We start from the raw sequence: 19166 nt of genomic DNA, 5'->3' as shown, positions 1-19166 counted from the left end.
AAGAAGCTAACATTGCACTGTTCTCCCAGATAGTCTTTTAGGGAGTCGCGAGGGGATAATGTTAGCTCTTTTTAAATGGTCTGTGAAGAGCGGTCTGATAATCGTTTGAGGAATGGAATACATAATCAGAAACATATATTTGTGAGATGGAATTCTGATTTTGTTTAGATTTTTTAGCAAAAATGTCGTATACTAATATTAGAACCTCTATTTATAAGTTATGTACTTTTATGGAAGAAATAGTTTTTTGAGGGACTACTGACTGTATTTTGAACAAAGGTTCTTAAGTAGGGAGTATGAGGGTAAAGGTATGGAGAAAAGAGCGAACTATATTCGCAGAAAACGATATGCGTCCTATCGGACAAAGATGCATTTGTTTTTTATTTGTGGCTTAGCGACTATTATCTTGGCGATTATTATTGTAAGCGAGCACCTAGTTCCTAGGCTGAATCAGGCCTCAGAATCAATGCACCCAGATAATTCTGTTCGCATCATGGCTCATGGAGATTTGCTCTATCACTTGCCTATTCTTCGAGGAGCAGAACAGCCAGATGGAAGTTACGATTTTTCTGAGAATTTTACCTACGTAAAGCCCTAGATAGAACAGGCTGATTTCGCTATCGCAGACTTTGAAGGGACCATTTCCCCAGATGTCGAATTAGCAGGTTACCCACTTTTTAATGCGCCTGCCATTGTCGCCAACAATATCCATGATGCAGGCTACGATTTGGTGGACTTAGCCCACAATCATATCTTGGACTCACATCTTTCTGGATTGGTTTCCACTGTCAATACATTTAGAGATGCAGGTGTGGATACAGTCGGTGTCTACGCCGAAGGCAATCGTGCAACTGCACCACTCTACATTCGGGAAGTCAATGGTATCCGTATAGCTGTCCTAGCCTATGCTTACGGTTTCAATGGGATGGAGGCTTTGCTGAGTCAGGAGGAATATGATGCCTATTTATCGGATTTTGATAAAGAAAAGATGCAGGCAGAGATTGAGCGAGCTGAGAAAGAGGCAGATATTACCATCGTCATGCCTCAGACGGGTGTGGAATACCAGTTGGAGCCTACGGAGGAGCAGATTAGTCTCTACCATCAAATGGTGGACTGGGGAGCGGATCTTGTCTTTGGCGGCCATCCCCATGTGACAGAGCCTGCGGAGATTGTGGAAAAAGATGGTCAGAGAAAGCTGATTATCTATTCCATGGGGAATTTCCTGTCCAACCAGCGTCAGGAGACCATGACAGATGAGGTCAATGCCAAGTGGACAGAGCGAGGTGTGTTGATGGATATAAGGATTCAAAAAGAGAATGGGCAGACAAGTATTCAAACTGCTCAAGCCCATCCAACCTGGGTAAATCGTATCTCTCAGGGAACGTATTCACTGGATGGTTATGAGCGTTTTAGCTATCAGACCTATGTATTGGAAGACTGGGTCGCTGGTGGTCGATATTATGGACAGCTAGATGAAGAAACACAGGCGCGTGTGGATGCAGCCTATCAAGAAATGAAAGACTTTGTCAATTTGGTATGGTGAGGAGAGAGAAGATGACAGTTCGATTAATTGCAACAGACATGGATGGGACCTTTTTAGATGGTCAGGGGAGTTTTGATAGAGAGCGATTTTCACGGGTCTTGGATCAACTAAATCAGAAAAAGATTCCTTTTGTTATCGCTAGTGGCAATGGAATTGGGCGATTGCTACAATTATGCCAAGGATTTGAGCAACGACTGATTTTTGTGGCTGATAATGGTGCCCATATCTATCATCAGGGAAAAACACTCATTCGTCGGACTATTCAGCAAGAGGAAGTCGAAGCAATACTGCATTTTTTCAAAGGACGTTGGGCGGATATATGTTTGATGTTGTCGAATGAAGAAAACATTTATATGCAGGCTGGGGCAGGTATGCCATTTGCAGGGACGGATTTGCCAATAGAACCAGCTCAAATGGCTGCCTTCCAAAATCGTGTGACCTATTTAGACGACCTCAGTGCCTATCCTAATTTAGAACCTATTTATAAGGTTGGTCTCTGGGTTCCTGAAGCACGTGTAGAATCGATAACGGAAGAGTTTAACCAGGCTTTTCAAGGTCAGCTGGTTGCAGTGACTAGTGGCTATGGCTCCATTGATATCTTGCCGCAAGGGATTCATAAGGCGTGGGGCTTGGAACAGGTTTTGATCAGTTTGGATATCGAACCTGAACAGGTGATGGCCTTCGGTGATTCAGACAATGATATTGAGTTATTGTCCTATGCTGGGCATTCCTATGCCATGGAAAATGCGACAGACAAGGTCAAGGCAGTAGCCAAGTACCGAGCTCCCAGCCATTTGGAAGCTGGTGTGCTTCAGGTCATTGAAGAATATATAGTCATTTAGTTTATCTTTGATTACTTCGACGAGCGAGGAAACGTCGTTTCCTTATTTCCAACTTCAAACACTCCACAGGAGTGATTTGAACTCGCTTTGCCGTACTCCAGTACAGCCTGCGACTTTTTGATGCGAACGTTGTTCGCTTTATTTCCAGCCTCCAAAGGTTCCCCGAACCTTTGAAGCTAGTACTAAAAGCAAACTAAACGACTATATTTTATAAGTATATAGAAAAAAGCTAGAACTCTCCGTCCAGAGAATGCTAGCTTTTTTTAATTTCCAACGCTGGTGAACTTGGTCATACCATGGCGGAAGAGTTTGTAATTGATGGTAAATAGGACCAGGACAACTAGTGGCAGAGCCAGTCCCCACATAGACAGGTCTAGGAAGTAGAGGGCTGGGAAATAGGCTGTAAAAGCATAAGGGAAAACAAAAATCAGCAGGATTTGAATGATTTTTGGATAGATATTGAGTGGGTATTGAGCCATCTGATTGAGGGCGAAAATTCCCATAGTCAAAGGAAATGATTCTACAATCCAAAATGCTAGAGCAGTTGGACCGAGCTGAATAGCTGCATAGAGTAGGCCAATACAAATGGCAATAAAGATTAGTAGGGCTAGTTTTCCAAGACTCCATTCCATACCCAGTTCCTTGGAAGCTTGGGCTAGTGCAAGGGAACCGATGAGGGTTGTTCCGATTCCTTGTGGCTGGATTCGTTCACAGATAAGCTGAAAAAGAGGATTGACAGGCATGAGGAGGAGGCGTTCAAATTCGCCTTGTCGGATGTAGCGACTGCCAAACATCCAGAGATTGTCAAAGAAAATCAAGTGAATGGAGCGTCCGACGGTCGCTATTCCATAGATGAAAAGCATTTGACCGTAGTTGAAACCAGCAATTTCCTTGATATTTCCAAAGAGGATGTTGAGGAAAATCAGGTAGACAATTTGTTCAATCAAAGAGGAGAAAAGCCCGATGAAGAAGTCCACCCGAAAGGACATCTGGGCCATCATGTAGACCTTGATGTTATATAGATAGAGGCTGATATATTTCTTCATGTTAACCTCCAAAAATGACAATACGACGCTTGGCTTGGGACCAAAGAGCGGCGATGAAGCAGGCTAGAATGGGTATCCATATAACTTGCAATCCCAAAGCTCTTAGATCGCTTTCCTGTCCCAATAAAATGGAAACTGGAACGTTAACCGCATAATTATAGGGAAGGAGTTTCAAAAAGTTTTCCACAACCTGTGGATAGAAGCTGAGTGGCAAAAGCGCCCCAGAGGCTAGATTGAAAAGTCCCATTCTCAGAAGCATGACTCCCCAGGCATTGACTGTAAAAAATGCTAAGAAGCCAAAAGCCATATCCAGCAATTGAACGATAAACATCCCTAAAATCGAACTGACCAGAAAGAGCAAAATGGTCTGGCCGTCAGGCAGGTAGAAATCTTGATGAACAAGTAGGATACCGATAAATACGATGGCAAATTTTATCAGTTCCAAGAGTTTATTTCCAAGGTCTTTGAAAAAGAGGGCTAGGATAAAGGAATAGGGTCTGAGAAATTCTCCAGCAATGCTTCCTTTTAAAATGCTATAAGATAAATCTTCTCCGAGTGAGAAGGAATTTAAACTGGCTAGTAGATTAGCAAAGATAATGTATGTAGTAAAGGTTTGCAGGGTAAAGCCATTGACTTCTGATTGAGTGAAGAAAATGGTTTTCCAGACATAGAGAGCCACCAAAATCTTCACTGCCAGTGAAACGAAAGTCGCCAGAAAGAAAGCCTTGTACTGCATGGCATTCATCATGGTCAGGCGGGTCATGTAGAGATATTTACGCATGGATACCCTCCTCATAAATTTGGCGGACCATGGTTTCAATTTCCAATTCCTTCATGGTGACATCTTCAATTGAATAATGATTGAAAACTTGCTCAATCACCTGGGCACTGGTCCAGACCTTGCTTTGGTAGTGGATTTCAAAGTGAAAATCATCTTTACGAATAAATTCCCAGCCTTCTAGCTGCAAGTCTTTTTCAATCGGCTTTTCTGTGGAGAAGAGAATGGTCTTGACTGTGGAAAAGCGTTCTTTGAGGACGGTCAGTGAGCCATCGTAGACTTTCTTGCCCTTATCAATGATAAAAATCCGCTCACAGAGGCTCTCGATGTCCTTCATATCGTGGGAAGTAATCAAGAAAGTGGTCTGGTATTCTTGATTCATATAGCGGATGAAGGAGCGAATGGTCTCCTTGACGCTGGCATCCAAGCCGATGGTTGGTTCGTCCAAAAAAACAACGGCAGGCTGGTGGATAAAGATAGCCGCAAATTCACAGCGAACCCGTTGGCCGAGTGACAGATTACGGATTGGTTGCTTCATAATATCAGCCAAGTCCAATAGATCAATCAAGACAGCCAATCGCTCTTTGAATACCTTATCTGGAACATCATAAATTTTTGCGTGAAGGATAAAAGATTCCTGGACAGGCAAGTTCCAATCCAAGTGAGATTTTTGTCCAAAGAGAACTCCGATTTGTTTATTGACAGCCTTGCGATTTTCTTGCGGATTGAGGCCGTTGATACGAACCTGTCCTTGGTCTGGGAAGAGGACTCCGGTAAGCATTTTGATGGTGGTGGATTTACCAGAACCGTTGGAGCCGATATAGCCGATGATTTCGCCTTTTTCTACCTGCAAGGAAATATCTTGGACGGCAGGAATTTTCTTTTTCTTGGGTTTGAAAAAGGCATTAATCGAACCTTTGAGACCGACTTCCTTATCTATGATGGAATAGGTTTTTGATAGATGTTCAGCTTGAATCATATCATAATCTCCTGTTTGAAAACGTTTGCGTAAGATAAGGATATTATAACATATTCCCCAGAAAGTGGCTGTAAAAAGTCACATTTAAGGTAACATTTTGATTAGAAAATCGGTCATATATTGAGGAGATTCTTGCTTCCCATTTTTAATCCATACCTGCATGATACCGAAGAAGGCATGTGAAAAATAGATGCTACTGTATTCTTTTTCCAGTTGTGATAAATTCTCTTTTCCTAAGCGCTCCGCTAAATCATTGGCAACAAGAAGTCGGACTTTATTGATAAGAAAATTTTGGATTTCTTGAGTTCCGTTATGGGTCAGTAGGGCAGAAAGCAATTTTTCACGATAGAGCAACTCGAAAATTTCTAAAAATGATGATTGGCGATTGCCATCATAACGGTCAAATATAGCCTCTAATTTGTGAAAAAGTCCTTGTTGGTAGGAGTCGATTAATTCGTACTTATCCTTATAGTGGGTATAAAAACTAGAGCGACTAATTCCTGCTGTTTGAGCGAGGTGGGTGGTTGTAATTTCGTTAAATCCTTGAGTTTCTAGACAGGTTACCATAGCTTCTAAAATAGCCTGTCGAGTTCGTTCTTTCCGATTATCTGTTCCCATAATTTCTCCTTTTGAACATTTTTAGACACAATGTCCAAAAAACAATTCTTCTGACTTGATTTTGAAAATGATACTTGTATAATGTATTTTATCAGTTTTTGGACAGGATGTCTAAAGGAGGTTCTTATGTCGGAAAAAGTAAAGAATTTTTTCAAAAAACCAATGACCATGATCACCATTCTCGGTGTTGCCTGTGTCCCAGCCTTATATAACATTAGTTTCCTAACCTCTATGTGGGATCCTTACGGCCGACTAGACCAGTTGCCTGTAGCAGTTGTCAATCAAGACCAGTCGGCGAGCTTTCAAGATAAAACCCTCACCATTGGTGATGATATGGTGGATAATATGAAAGAGAGCAAGAGTCTGGATTTCCACTTTGTATCAGAAACGGATGCGGAAAAAGGTTTGGAAGAAGGGGACTATTATATGGTCATCACCCTACCAGAAGATTTATCAGAAAAAGCATCTAGTCTCTTGACGGATCAGCCTGAACCACTAACAATTTCTTACCAAACCTCTAAGGGGCACAGCTTTGTCGCTTCTAAGATGGGCGAATCAGCTATGGAGAAATTAAAGGAATCTGTTTCAGAGACGATTACCGAAACATACACAACTGCCGTTTTTGATAGCATGGGAGAGATTCAAGCGGGTATGGTTGAGGCAGCAGATGGAAGTCAACAATTAACAAATGGAGCTAGTCAATTGGAGTCAGGCAGTCAAATACTTTCAAATGGACTGACTACTTTAACGACTTCAGGTCAATCACTGGTGACAGGAGCAAATCAATTGGCCACCGGTCTTGTATCTTATACAGATGGAGTCAATCAGGCTGCGACAGGCAGTCAAACACTGTCCAGTGGCTTAACGACCTACACAAATGGGGTGGCGAGTCTTGCTTCAGGTGCGGAGCAATTAAATGCCAATTCCTCTCAGCTCATCGCTGGGGTGGGACAATTGCAAACAGGAGCAAGCCAGGTCGAACAACTGGTAACAGGAGCCAATCAATTGCAGGCGGGCTTGGAGCAACTCGCTAGTTCAACTAATTTGTCTGCTGAACAGTCTAGTCAGATACAGGCCTTATTGACAGGACTTCCCCAGTTGCAAGCGGCCATCAATCAATTAAATGATAGCCTCTCAAGTATAGGAGGACTTGCAGTAGATACCACTACTCTATCTAGCCTCTTGACGGAGATGGGGGCTCAAGCTCAAGGATTGTTGACTGCAGCACAAGCCGATAAAACAGCCAGCATTGAAGCTTTGCAAGCAACGGCTACCTATCAGAACTTGACAGCTGCTCAGCAAGCTGAATTGGTTGGAGCCCTCCAAAACTCGCCTTCGACAACAGCGACAGCAGCCCAAACGATTTTGGGTCAATTGTCTCAACTCAGTCAAGCCTTATCTAGCCTACAAAGTCTTTCTGGCATGGCAACACAAATGAGCCAGCTGCAATCAGCTGTCGGTCAGATTAACACGGCTGCCAATCAAGCATTGCCAGGTGCCACAACAGCCATTGAAAACCTATCAAGTGGCTTGAGTCAGGTCAACACCGCTTTGAACCGGCAAGTTCTACCAGGAACTCAAACCTTGACGAGTGGTGTGAGTCAACTTCAAACGCAATTATCAAATGGAGCGAGTCAACTCATGTCAGGAGTAACAGCCTATACCGCAGGTGTTGCCCAATTAGCAGAGGGTGGAGCTCAGTTGGTTGCGAATAATAGTAGCATCCAATCAGGAGGTAGCCAGTTAACATCAGGATTGGCAACCTTGGCGTCCAACTCCAGTCAACTTGTCAGCGGTTCAGGACAACTGGCTTCTGGTAGTCAGCAATTAATTGCTGGTGCGGATCAATTAGCTAGTGGCGGTCAAACCTTGACAAGCGGTATTTCCAGTCTTCGTACAGGTAGTGAAACCCTAACAAATTCACTCAGCTCAGCCAGTCAACAACTATCAGTCATCTCTGTAGAAGACAAAAATGCACAAGCAGTTTCTCAACCAGTCACCTTGGAACACAGCGACCAAGATGATGTGAAGACCAACGGTGTCGGAATGGCTCCTTATATGGTATCTGTCGCACTAATGGTTGCAGCCTTGTCAGCGAATGTTATTTTTGTCAAACACATTGACAATCGCTCCTACAAGAATCGTTGGGATTGGGCTAAAGGGAAATTGTTACTTAATGGTACGATAGCCAGCCTAGCAGCACTGATTCTGTACGGTGTTCTTCGCTTGATTGGAATCGATCCAGCTCATCCTATGGCAACCTTGGGATTAATCCTCTTAGCTTCATGGACCTTTATGGCCCTCGTTACAGCCTTGGTGGGTTGGAACAATCGTTTCGGCTCCTTCGCAAGTTTAATTATCTTGTTACTACAGCTTGGATCAAGCGCAGGTACCTACCCAATCGAACTCAGCCCACGCTTCTTCCAAGTCATTCAGCCCTATCTTCCAATGACCTATTCTGTTTCAGGCCTTCGTCAAACCATTTCTATGGTTGGAAATAGTAGTCATCAAGTTTGGATGCTGAGCCTCTTCTTAGTAGGCTTTATGGGACTAGGTCTCTTGATTTATAATCAAAAAGATGAATAATAATAAAACCAACTGCTCCATGTGAACAGTTGGTTTTTGGTTGATGTAGTTATTTTGGTGTTCCTAAATTGATTGTCGCATTGGTGGCTTCAATGGTCAGTTTGTTCTTGCTACCTTTGTTTTCTAGGGTTAGGGTCTGTAGATCGTTTTCTGTCTTGACAGGGAATTTGGTGTACTTATCGCTAGTGAAAATACCGACTTCCCCTAGTCGCTCTTTTAAGTAAGGGTCTTGGTTAACCATCTCTCTCAAATCATTTTCATCTTCATAGTAGTAACCTTGGGCTTCTACTAATTTTTTCTTGTCGATCTGGTTGGTGATGAGCAAGTTGCTATCTGCTAGACTCTTGTCCGTCACATCCAAAAATGTCGTAGAGGAGTAGGTGTCGGATGGAGTGAAACGATTATCGCCAAGAAGAGTCGTTTGTCTGCTATCTAGCTGGCTATAGCCCTCGATGGTCACATTTTCCAAACTGGTTTCATACAGGCGGATGCTACTTTCCTGGAGGTTGATGTGCATATCTTTTAGAGTGGATTGTGTCGCTTGGAAGTAGCCTGCTTCGATCTGGCCGCTGTCAATGGTCACCTTGTCAAGAGTGACACCACCAGACAGATTTGCCTCTTTGATATGGATATTCTCAATCGTGAAACCGCCAAAATCATAGAAGTGGAGATTGTGTCCCTCTAATTTATCCAGTGTCTTCCCTTTAGGCACTTCAATGGTGACGGAGAAGACATTGATACGACGTTGGGCCAAGCTTTCTCCCAGATACTGCATGATTCCCTCAATGGCAAATTCTAGTTCCTGTGCAGAGAGGGTTAAGATGCCGTCTTTCTCACTGAGTTTTAGAGGGTTTTGGATATTGTTGTCGGAGTTGGCATAGGTCACATGGTAGTTGCTATCGCTAGACTCCTTGATATAGACGCTGTGGGGGATAAAGTCAATTTTAATGGTATTCAAATCTGTGAAGGTCTTATGGACTTCCGTCGGAGCAGCAACCTCTTCCAAACGGGTTACGCCTCCTGTGAAAAATCCAATGCCAGCCAGAATTAAGCCTGCAATCAGGCTGACAAAGCCGATAATAATGGCGATGGTTAGTTTCTTTTTCATGCTCGTTTACCTCGTTTCAAGATCCATTTGAAGCAAGCCTTGACCAGTCGCCAAGACCAGTAGGCAAAAAATCCAGTCAAGATGTAGATGAGAATAGCTCCGCCAATCAAAGACAAACCTGAGCCAAACCCCATGAGGAAGATATTGAAACCTTCTGACATAAGGCTAAAGGCTTCCCAAATCAGATAGCCACCGCTGGTGAGAAGTCCGACACCCAGAACAAAGGCACCGACAATGAGGGCCAAGATGAGCGCCACCAATCCCAATAGACTAGCTAGGAGAATGAGCAAAAGTGGAATGGCGATAGGCAGGGAAATGACAGCTAGGATAGCCAACCAGAGCGTTCGTTTTGTTTGGCTAAAATTACGGAAGTAACGACCGAGGAAAAAGGCGCCGAGGATAAGAGTCGCAAACAGAGGAATGACTCCGATAAACTCTCCCATGATAAAGAGTAGGAAGAAAGAGAAGAGACCTGTCATACTTAAGGCTCCCAGACCAACCCAGAGTTTCCAGTTGAGTTGAATAGGTTCTTGTTGATCCTTCTCTTCTTGGATTTGCTTGTTGAGCATGTTGTTGATGAGTTCGCTGGCGGCTTCTTTTGGTGAACCAAGTTCTTCTATAATTTCTGTTTCACGCTCTGGTCCAGCCTCGTCAAAATACTCATTAAAGAAGCTGATGGCTTCAAAGTATTCTTTGTGGGGCAGTTTTTTGAGATATTTTTCTAACTGCTCCATGTATTCAGTTCTTGTCATGGCGGACGCTCCCTTCTATGATGCCGTTTATCGTGTTTGTATAGGTATCCCAGTCATCTTTGAGTCGGACCAATTCTTCGTGACCTAACTGAGTTAGGCTATAATACTTGCGCATACGACCCTGATATTCTTGGGAATAAGTAGTCAAAAAGTCATTTTGCTCCAATCGCTTTAGGATGGGATAGAGGGCGGACTCCTTGATGTTGGCAATTAATTTAATGGTCTGACAGATTTCATAGCCATAAGAATCATCGGATTCCAAAATAGCCATGATGAGAAATTCTGTCAGCACTGCGGGGACTGGAAAATGCATAGGACGCTCCTTTCCTTTGTTGTTAGTTGGGTTCGGTTTTGATATATAGTGTTCGGTTGTATATATCAAAAATTGTTATATATTAAATATACACCTACAAAAATAAATTGTCAAGTGATTATGTGCAAATAAATAAAATAGCTTAAGACAAATTTTTAATGTGTAAACGTTTTATAGCCTTGAAAAATATTTTCAGAGTAGTAAACTTAATAACAGTACTAACATTAAGGGATTTTCTGGACTAAAAGAGAATGGCCTCAGATGGATTAGTAGTATTTAAGGTGGTGTAAAGATGAAACTATATGTTCAGTTTATGATTATTCTGGTATTTTCATTTTTAGGGGAAGCTATTTCGACTATTTTTCATCTTCCTATTCCGGGAAGTATTATTGGCTTAATCCTCCTATTTTTAGCCCTAGAGTTCAAATTGATTCGTCTTCGCCACATTCATACGGTTGGAAATTTTTTGCTGGCTAATATGACCATTCTTTTTTTGCCTGCAGCGGTGGGCATTATGGAGAGATTTGATGCAATTAAAGATTATTTACTTCCTATTATCATCGTCATTTTAGGCGCCATTTTTTTAAATATCTTAGTAATTGGTTTTGTTGTTCAATTTGTGAAGCAAAAGTTTGAAGGTGACTACATTGATACGGAGGGAATTCATGACTGAACTTTTTTCAAATCCTATTTTTGGTATTATGTTATCAATTGCAGCATATTTGATTGGAATGCTGATTTATCGGAGATTTCCTCATCCAATCACAACCCCACTGTTGGTAGCTACAGGATTGATTATTGTCTTTTTAAAAATGACAGGTATTTCCTATAAGGAATATTATGCAGGAGGTTCCTATCTAAATATGCTTATTGTGCCTTCAACAGTAGCTCTGGGTATTCCTTTGTATCGTTCTTTCCATCTAATGAAACATCACATTCGAAGTATTTTATTGGGAATTTTTGTTGCTTGCATTGTCAATACTGTCTTTACTGCCCTAATTGCAAAATGGTTTGGAATGGATTTTTTTCTTGCAATCTCTCTTTTTCCAAAATCAGTTACCACTGCTATGGCTGTTGGTATTACTGATAAAATGCAAGGAATAGCAACTGTTACTCTTGTAGTCGTTGTTGCAACAGGAATTCTGACAAGTGTTCTTGGTCCGGTCTTTTTAAAGCTACTAAAAATTGAAGATCCGGTAGCTGTTGGTCTTGCTTTGGGAGGAACAGGACATGCCATTGGAACGGGTACAGCGATAAAATATGGGCATACGCAAGGGGCGATGGCTGGCTTAGCTATTGGGATTACAGGAATTATGTATGTGGTGATTAGTCCTATAGTTGCGCAGATTATCTTACAATAAAAAAACTACGGTAGGAATTCCAACCGTAGTTTTTTTTAGTCTATATAAAGTTTGGATTGATTATTCAACCAACTATAAAGAAGTCCGATAAAGAGACCGCCCCCCACGTAGTTTCCTAATCCAGAAAAGAGGAAATTGCTTAGTACACTTAATAGAGTCATTCCTTCAACTGGTCCACCATTTGCAAAAAAGGCCAATGAGAAAAGGGAGAAGTTTGCGATGACGTGCTCATATCCCAAGAAAGCAAAGATAAAGATGATGAAAATAACGGAAATGAGACGTCCGGCATCATCTTTGATGCGTAAGAAGGTAAATACGCCGATATTCACGACAATATTAGCAAAAATTCCTTCAATAAATTGAGTCAAAGGTGTCTTTGAAAGCTTGGCCACCGTCGCTTCAAATAGGTAGCTGTGAGCATCAACGTGCTGATAAGGCAGTGTCAATGAAACAAAGTAACAAACAAGGACAGCACCGATAAAGTTGAAAAGGATACAGGTTGCCAACATCTTGAGGGCTGTTTTAGTAGGAATCGTTTTTCGATGGCTGGCTACTGTCATATACATCATGTTGGATGTTCCTAGTTCGGCATTCATATATAAAATCATGAGTAGCCCCCAACCAAACATCAACCCATAGCTAAATTTCCCGAGTCCTTCTGCGACATGGTTGAGTTTATCTGCGGTATAAAGAGAAATGACAATCCCCAAACCTAGATAGAGGCTGGCTAACATCGATCGAACAGCGTAGGCAGAAAAACTGTGTTCAAACAAATCTGCTTTTTTCTTAATGCTTTTTTCAATTGTATATAGTAGTGTATCTTGGGTAGCTCCCATCCTAATCTCCTCACTTTATCTACTACTTTTATAGGGTAAACGTTTTCTTTTTGTCGAATGGCTTTACTTTGTTTATTATACTTGATAAAATGGTTGTTGTCCAAAAAAATTTAACTTTTGAAAGGAAATATAAGAAAAATATGGATGTTACATGGACAGTGAAATATATCACTGAATTTTTAGCGACTGCACTCCTTATTATCATTGGTAATGGTACAGTTGCAAACGTTGATTTAAAAGGCACAAAAGGAAACAACTCTGGTTGGATTCTCATTGCGATTGGCTATGGTTTGGCAGTTATGATGCCAGCATTGATGTTTGGTAACGTTTCTGGTAACCATATCAACCCAGCATTCACACTTGGTTTGGCTGTTTCAGGTCTCTTCCCTTGGGCTCACGTTGCTCAATACATTGTTGCCCAATTGTTAGGCGCAATGTTTGGTCAGTTAGTGGTTGTAGCAGTTTATAAACCTTACTTCTTGAAAACTGAAAATTCTAACCATATTCTTGGTTCATTCTCAACTATCAGTGCGCTTGATAACGGAACGAAAGAAAGCCGTAAAGCTGCGACAACTAATGGTTTCTTGAATGAGTTCGTTGGTTCATTTGTATTGTTCTTCGGTGCCCTTGCTTTGACCAAACATTTCTTTGGTGCAGAGTTGGTTGGTAAATTGATTGAACAAGGCTATGATAAAACAGTCGCTGAGACAATGACTGCTCCCTATACTGCAGGTTCAATTGCAGTTGCTCACTTAGGCATTGGTTTCCTAGTTATGGCACTTGTTGCGGCTCTTGGTGGTCCAACAGGTCCTGGTCTTAACCCAGCACGTGATCTTGGTCCACGTATCGTTCACCATCTCTTGCCAAAATCAGTCCTAGGTGAAAACAAATCAGATTCTAAATGGTGGTATGCTTGGGTTGGTGTATGTGCTCCAATTATCGCATCAATTGCTGCTGTTGCACTATTCAAATTCTTGTATCTATAATATAGAGAACCCGTTTCGTCGGGTTTTTCTTTTTGTTTTATGGATATTGAGGTGATTCGGTTGTCTGCTCTGCTATTTTCCTAGAAACTATGCTACAATAAAGCTAGAAAAAATCGGAAAAGAGGCTAGAATATGTCAGATGTTATTGCTTTTGGCTATGGAAGCAGTCGAGCAGAGATGCAGCTCAAGCGACTCAATCGTCATGGAATCATCGCAGGTGCGACAGGTACAGGGAAGACCGTGACCTTGAAGGTCTTGGCAGAGCAGTTGAGTGATGCGGGAATCCCGGTCTTTCTATCGGACATCAAGGGTGATTTGAATAGTTTGGTTGCGGCCAATACCAAGGAGATTGATCCTAGTCGCTTGGAGAAAACCCACTATCTTGATTATAACCCTGTTGGCTATCCAGTTGAGTTGTGGGATGTCTTAGGGGAAAATGGGACTCCTGTCCGCATGACTATTTCAGAGCTTGGACCTGTCTTATTGACGCGCTTGCTGGGTTTGAATGATACTCAGGAGTCCATCTTGAATATCGTTTTCAGCGTGGCAGATGAGCGTGGTCTTCTCTTGATTGACTTAATGGACCTGCGGGCCATGCTCAATTTTGTGGCTGAAAATGCAGCAGAGCTGAGCCAATATTATGGAAATATTCCAGCTCGTTCGGTTGGTGCTATCTTGCGTAGTCTGGTCGTTTTGGAGCAACAAGGTGGTAAGATTTTCTTCGGTGAGCCAAGCCTTGACATTGCTGATTTGATGCGTACAGCAGAAGATGGCCGTGGTGTTATTAACGTTCTTCAAGCTACTGAGCTGTTCAATCAACCAACTCTTTATTCGACAGTCCTGCTCAGCCTTTTGTCAGAACTCTATGAAGTGCTGCCTGAGGTGGGCGATTTGGACAAGCCTAAGATGGTCTTCTTCTTTGACGAGGCTCATGTTCTCTTCAAAGATGCTCCAAAAGTTCTTCTTGAAAAGATTGAATTAATTGTCCGTTTGATTCGTTCAAAAGGTGTAGGTGTCTTCTTTGTAACGCAGAATCCGACGGATATTCCTGATAGCGTGGCAGCCCAGCTGGGAAATCGCATCCAACACGGTCTTCGCGCCTTTACACCAAAAGAGCTCAAAACTGTCGCGACTGTTGCCGAAACTTTCCGTCAAGAAGGTGATAAGGATTTGGCTAAGGTCATTCAGGAGTTACAAGTGGGTGAAGCTGTTGTGTCTACCCTTCAAGCTGACGGCACACCAAGCTTTGCGGATCGGGTTTTGATTTACCCACCGAAGAGTATGCTTGGAACGGTGGAGCCGAGCGCCCTCTTGTCAGTCATCAACAACTCTCCTTTGATGGAAAAATATGCTGACGCGGTCAACCGTGAATCTGCCCACGAGCAGATTTTAGCCATGACAGAGGCCAAAGAAGCCGAACTCATCAAAAAAGCAGAGCAGGCCGAGGCGGAAAAACAGGCAGAAAAAGAAGCTAAGGCAGCCGCAAAAATGGAAGAGAAAGCTCAGAAAGAAGCGGCTAAAGCTGCACAAAAAGCCAGTCAGCCAGCTAGTCGCAAAACAGATTCTATGATGGATCGCTTTACCAAGAACCTGATGAGTCAGGTTGGACGGGAAGTTGGGCGCGTGGTGACTCGTGGCATTATGGGCATGTTAAAAGGAAAATAAGATGAGGAACTGGGAAGGAAACTTCTCAGTTTTTTTATCTAGACAAAGTTCTTGCCAGATGCCACAAAATTCGTTAAAATAAACACAAATCACTAGTTAGTAGGGAGTTGCCATGACTGATCAATTGCAGGCATTATTGAAAGACTATCAGCCCCAGCCCTTGGGTGAAAAACGTTCCTATGCAGTCTTCTTGCCCTTAGTCTGGTCAGACAATCAGTGGCAGGTCTTATATGAGATTCGGAGCGAGTCCATTTCTCAACCGGGAGAAGTCTCATTCCCAGGTGGTGGAATTGATGAAGGCGAGACAGCAGAAGAAGCTGCCATTCGTGAGGTTATCGAAGAACTTGACATTCAACAGGAACAAATTGAGTTGCTAGGGGAAATCGATTATCTAGTTTTTGGCCGCTCGACGATTCGCTGTTTTGTCGGTCGACTTCACTTGGACTGGCAGACTCTTCAACCCAATGATGAAGTGGCTCGATTCTTTACAGTTCCACTGGAAACCTTGCTGAAAACGGCCCCTGTCTATTATCAACTGGATTCACAGATTGTCCCAGATTGTGACTTTCCCTTTGAACGTTTGAGAGGTGGGGTTGACTATCCTTTCAGTCATCACAAACGCTCCGTTCCCTTTTATGAAAATCTACCAGAAAACATCTGGGGAATGACTGCTCAATTTACCCATCGTTTTGTGGAAATAGTGAAAAATAATCTATCGTGAAATGATAGGTTATTTTTTTTTTGAGGAAAAACCAGCCTTTGCGATATGTATCAGTGAAAAAATGTAGCCAAAGCTCAACATGAGCAATGTATAGAAAAATACAAAAAAAACAGGTGCGTAGCAGGTAAAAGATAGCTATGACTGGTATACTTTGTACGGTCCATATTTTGAAGTGCCATCATCTATCCAGAAATGCGACAACATTCATGTAAACGCATTCAGTAGATGAGTGGGAAAATGTATAAATCTATATTTTAAGAAGGAGCCAATTATGAGCAAGCAGAAAGTTGTGTCCAGTCTATTATTAAGCACAGTCGTATTAGGGGGATTAGCCTTTTATCCAACGACAACGGTTAAAGCAGAGGTGCTAGAACCAGATGTTACATCAGTTAATGCAAGCGATGCTACTAATATACCGGTAGTATCAAATGAAGAGGAACTCGAAGACGATATCGCTTCGGAAGAGGAACTAAATGAGCAAGCCGAAGAGGTTACTAAGCCTTCTTCGCCAGAAGCACTTCTCCAACCTCGTGCGATGATGAGTGATTCTACTAATAGCGATATGGAAGAAATTCCGGTAGATGATTCTGTTTCAGAAAAAATAGCTGATACGCCACTAATTCAAACATCGAATGTGGATTCTAAAGCGAAGGGCGATGATCAGGCTAAGATTAGGGCTTCAGTATCTGTAGAGCCGTTGAAGGTTGAAAAAAATAAGCTTGAATGGCAAGTGACTTTTGACACAGAGGCATGGTCTTTTGATAAATCTCCTGGAGGTTTTTATTTTGTTCTTCCAGAAGGCTTGGAATTGACAGAAATTATTGATAATGACCACGGTAGTTCGAATATAATTAATGATTTCCCTACAGATGTTAATGCTCCGAAAAATGACGGTGGACAAAAATACCGTTTCTTTAGTAAAGAAGAGAAGAGACAGGATGATAAGAATTTTGATAGTCAATGGGGTTGGTCAGCAGAGCAAGCCAATCCTGATGTCACGGTTCAGAAATGGAAATCAGAAGGTCGTTTTTCTAAGATTTACTTCATAGATAAGATAACAGATACTACCCGGGTGACCTATGCTTTAACTGCTAGGATAACTGATTCAAACCAAAAATCATTCCCAGTTGCGGCAGTGATGAAGACGTTTGGGTATACAAATTGGAGTGGGGTACAGTTTACTTCGCTAGGTGCACGTGAGATTCTCCTTGAAACTCCGAAAGAAACCCCTATGCCACCTAAGGAGGCTCCAAAACCAGAAGAACCAAAACAAGAGGCTCCACAAACCCCGGCGCCAGACGCTCCTCAACCAGAGGGGTCAAAAGATACTCCGGAGGCTTCACCAAAACCAGAAGCGCCTGAATCAAGTGGAATAGTTGAACTTGGAACAATTCCAAAAGAAAGTTTAAAAGTGAAGGTTACTTTTAAGGAGAAGGGAGATATACTTACGACCCCAGATAGTACATATAGACTACAAGAAGGTCAGTATTTAGAAGAAGTAATCATTGGAAGTAATATCGAGGATACTCTTGCAAGAGCCCAAAAAAGAGTGACAACGAAAGAGGGGTATGAATTTGTTGGATGGGCTCTTGAAAGTGACCCTGAGAAGGAAATTGAAAAGAATTTAAAAGTTTCGCATGATATAACTTTGGTTGCTATTGTACGGAAAAAGTCCTCAGAGGAAACACTGAAACCGATGGAACCCAAAGTTGAGAAACCGACTCCAGAAGTACCACAGGTACCAGAAGCGCCATCAACTCCAAAAGAGGAAGCACCGAAGAAAGAAGTTCCAGCTCCAGAGGTTCCATCAATACTAGAAGAGCAACCAAAAGAAACTCCAGTGCCAGAAGTTCCAAAACAAGAAGAAGTCCAACCGGAAGCACCAAAATCTGATAAAGTAGAAACTGACAAACCAATGCCAGAAACTAAGAAACCAGACATGAAGCAACCGAAGGCGGATGATATGCCTAAGGAACAAAAACCGAAAGCTGAAGAGCCAAAGGCAGAGCAACCACAAATGGACAAACCACAAATGGAAGCTCCTAAGAAAGATTCAGAAGCACCAAAAACTGGTAAAACAGAAACTGACAAACCAATGCCAGAAACTAAGAAACCAGACATGAAGCAACCGAAGGCGGATGATATGCCTAAGGAACAAACTCCGAAATCCGAAGATCCAAATGTGGAGCAACCACAAATGGAAGCTCCTAAGAAAGATTCGGAATCACCAAAAACTGGTAAAGCAGAAACTGACAAACCAATGCCAGAAACTAAACAACCAGATATGAAGCAACCGAAGGCAGACGACATGCCTAAGGAACAAACTCCGAAATCCGAAGATCCAAAGGCGGAGCAACCACAAATGGAAGCTCCTAAGAAAGATTCGGAATCACCAAAAACTGGCAAAGCAGAAACTGACAAACCAATGCCAGAAACTAAACAACCAGATATGAAGCAACCGAAGGCAGACGACATGCCTAAGGAACAAACTCCGAAATCCGAAGATCCAAAGGCGGAGCAACCACAAATGGAAGCTCCTAAGAAAGATTCGGAAGCACCAAAAACTGGTAAAGTAGAAACTGACAAACCAATGCCAGAAACTAAGAAACCAGACATGAAGCAACCGAAAGCAGACGACATGCCTAAGGAACAAAAGCCGAAAGCCGAAGCTCCAAAGGCAGAGCAACCACAAATGGACAAACCACAAATGGAAGCTCCTAAGAAAGATTCGGAAGCACCAAAATATGATAAAGTAGAAACTGACAAACCAATGCCAGAAACTAAGAAACCAGATATGAAGCAACCGAAGGCAGATAAACAAGAAGCAGAGAAAGCTCAAATGCCACGGACAGAGGGTATGAAGCCTGAATCTAAGGTTTCAATGATGCCAAAAGCAGAGGCACCAAAAGCAACTTTGCCAAATACAGGCGAAGCAAGTAGCGCAATAGGCTGGCTAGGTGGTGCTTTAGCCACTCTTGCCACAGGCTTGTATCTATTCAAAAACAAAAAAGAAGAATAGTTAGAGAGTTTGT

Annotated in this window: 16 protein-coding genes and 1 pseudogene; 9 read left to right on the top strand and 8 right to left on the bottom strand. The window is 42.3% G+C overall.

The genetic code is table 11. From position 1 onward, the window contains the following. The first annotated feature begins 310 nt into the window (after window positions 1-310). Window positions 311-1543, top strand: a pseudogene (locus ODU41_RS07775) (CapA family protein). Window positions 1544-1554: 11 nt separating this feature from the next. Then, window positions 1555-2385 carry a Cof-type HAD-IIB family hydrolase gene (locus tag ODU41_RS07770; RefSeq protein ID WP_398578865.1) on the top strand — a complete coding sequence of 277 codons (831 nt, stop codon included), beginning with the start codon at window positions 1555-1557 and terminating at the stop codon, window positions 2383-2385. A gap of 263 nt (window positions 2386-2648) precedes the next feature. Here the strand turns inward: ODU41_RS07770 and ODU41_RS07765 are convergent, their stop codons facing one another. The 4 genes from ODU41_RS07765 to ODU41_RS07750 all read right to left on the bottom strand — a co-directional run bounded on the left by ODU41_RS07765 (window position 2649) and on the right by ODU41_RS07750 (window position 5806). Continuing rightward, entirely contained in the window at window positions 2649-3431 is a 783-nt protein-coding gene (locus tag ODU41_RS07765; protein ID WP_024384750.1) for an ABC transporter permease, read from the bottom strand. Window position 3432: 1 nt separating this feature from the next. Next, window positions 3433-4212 carry an ABC transporter permease gene (locus ODU41_RS07760; protein WP_398578864.1) on the bottom strand — a complete coding sequence of 260 codons (780 nt, stop codon included), beginning with the start codon at window positions 4210-4212 and terminating at the stop codon, window positions 3433-3435. Further along, window positions 4205-5188 (bottom strand): ATP-binding cassette domain-containing protein, encoded by a 984-nt coding sequence (locus ODU41_RS07755; protein WP_398578863.1) that lies wholly within the window; start codon window positions 5186-5188, stop codon window positions 4205-4207. The genes ODU41_RS07760 and ODU41_RS07755 overlap by 8 nt, the downstream gene beginning before the upstream one ends. Window positions 5189-5272: 84 nt before the next feature. After that, on the bottom strand, window positions 5273-5806 hold the full coding sequence (locus tag ODU41_RS07750; protein ID WP_024400371.1) for a TetR/AcrR family transcriptional regulator: 534 nt from the start codon (window positions 5804-5806) through the stop codon (window positions 5273-5275). Between the two features lie 126 nt (window positions 5807-5932). Here ODU41_RS07750 and ODU41_RS07745 point away from each other — a divergent pair, with 126 nt between their 5' ends. After that, window positions 5933-8392 carry a YhgE/Pip family protein gene (locus ODU41_RS07745; protein ID WP_398578862.1) on the top strand — a complete coding sequence of 820 codons (2460 nt, stop codon included), beginning with the start codon at window positions 5933-5935 and terminating at the stop codon, window positions 8390-8392. A gap of 49 nt (window positions 8393-8441) precedes the next feature. On the opposite strand, the gene ODU41_RS07740 is transcribed toward ODU41_RS07745, so the two are convergent. From ODU41_RS07740 to ODU41_RS07730, 3 genes are read right to left on the bottom strand one after another with little or no spacing between them, the layout of a single operon-like run. Beyond that, window positions 8442-9500, bottom strand: coding sequence for a DUF4097 family beta strand repeat-containing protein (locus ODU41_RS07740; protein WP_044673755.1), 1059 nt, complete (start codon window positions 9498-9500; stop codon window positions 8442-8444). Beyond that, on the bottom strand, window positions 9497-10252 hold the full coding sequence (locus ODU41_RS07735; RefSeq protein ID WP_012775489.1) for a DUF1700 domain-containing protein: 756 nt from the start codon (window positions 10250-10252) through the stop codon (window positions 9497-9499). The genes ODU41_RS07740 and ODU41_RS07735 overlap by 4 nt, the downstream gene beginning before the upstream one ends. Beyond that, window positions 10239-10565: a PadR family transcriptional regulator gene (locus ODU41_RS07730; protein WP_002937550.1), complete on the bottom strand. Its 327-nt coding sequence runs from the start codon at window positions 10563-10565 to the stop codon at window positions 10239-10241. The genes ODU41_RS07735 and ODU41_RS07730 overlap by 14 nt, the downstream gene beginning before the upstream one ends. Before the next feature lie 292 nt (window positions 10566-10857). On the opposite strand from ODU41_RS07730, the gene ODU41_RS07725 reads away from it, so the two are divergent. Together ODU41_RS07725 and ODU41_RS07720 are read left to right on the top strand one after the other, a co-directional pair. Further along, window positions 10858-11238 carry a CidA/LrgA family protein gene (locus ODU41_RS07725; protein WP_002941098.1) on the top strand — a complete coding sequence of 127 codons (381 nt, stop codon included), beginning with the start codon at window positions 10858-10860 and terminating at the stop codon, window positions 11236-11238. Next, window positions 11231-11926 (top strand): LrgB family protein, encoded by a 696-nt coding sequence (locus ODU41_RS07720; protein ID WP_002937552.1) that lies wholly within the window; start codon window positions 11231-11233, stop codon window positions 11924-11926. The genes ODU41_RS07725 and ODU41_RS07720 overlap by 8 nt, the downstream gene beginning before the upstream one ends. Before the next feature lie 35 nt (window positions 11927-11961). On the opposite strand, the gene ODU41_RS07715 is transcribed toward ODU41_RS07720, so the two are convergent. Beyond that, window positions 11962-12762, bottom strand: a complete 801-nt coding sequence (locus tag ODU41_RS07715; protein ID WP_141587713.1) for a formate/nitrite transporter family protein — start codon at window positions 12760-12762, stop codon at window positions 11962-11964. Between the two features lie 140 nt (window positions 12763-12902). Here ODU41_RS07715 and gla point away from each other — a divergent pair, with 140 nt between their 5' ends. From gla to ODU41_RS07695, 4 genes are all read left to right on the top strand, one after another. Further along, entirely contained in the window at window positions 12903-13748 is an 846-nt protein-coding gene (gene gla, locus ODU41_RS07710) for an aquaglyceroporin Gla (RefSeq protein ID WP_024411425.1), read from the top strand. A 132-nt stretch (window positions 13749-13880) separates the two neighbouring features. Continuing rightward, a complete protein-coding gene (locus tag ODU41_RS07705; protein WP_398578861.1) occupies window positions 13881-15413 on the top strand; it encodes a helicase HerA-like domain-containing protein in 1533 nt (510 codons plus the stop codon). A 112-nt stretch (window positions 15414-15525) separates the two neighbouring features. Further along, on the top strand, window positions 15526-16134 hold the full coding sequence (locus ODU41_RS07700; RefSeq protein ID WP_105119372.1) for a CoA pyrophosphatase: 609 nt from the start codon (window positions 15526-15528) through the stop codon (window positions 16132-16134). Between the two features lie 271 nt (window positions 16135-16405). Beyond that, a complete protein-coding gene (locus ODU41_RS07695) occupies window positions 16406-19153 on the top strand; it encodes an InlB B-repeat-containing protein (RefSeq protein WP_398578860.1) in 2748 nt (915 codons plus the stop codon). Window positions 19154-19166: the final 13 nt, after the last annotated feature.

Origin of the sequence: Streptococcus sp. 2022WUSS083, from assembly GCF_044427155.1 — a bacterium.
In the GTDB taxonomy this organism is placed as follows: Bacteria; Bacillota; Bacilli; order Lactobacillales; family Streptococcaceae; genus Streptococcus; species Streptococcus hashimotonensis.
The sequence above is the reverse complement of the archived record's forward strand: the minus strand, read 5'-3'. Positions and strand labels throughout refer to the sequence as shown.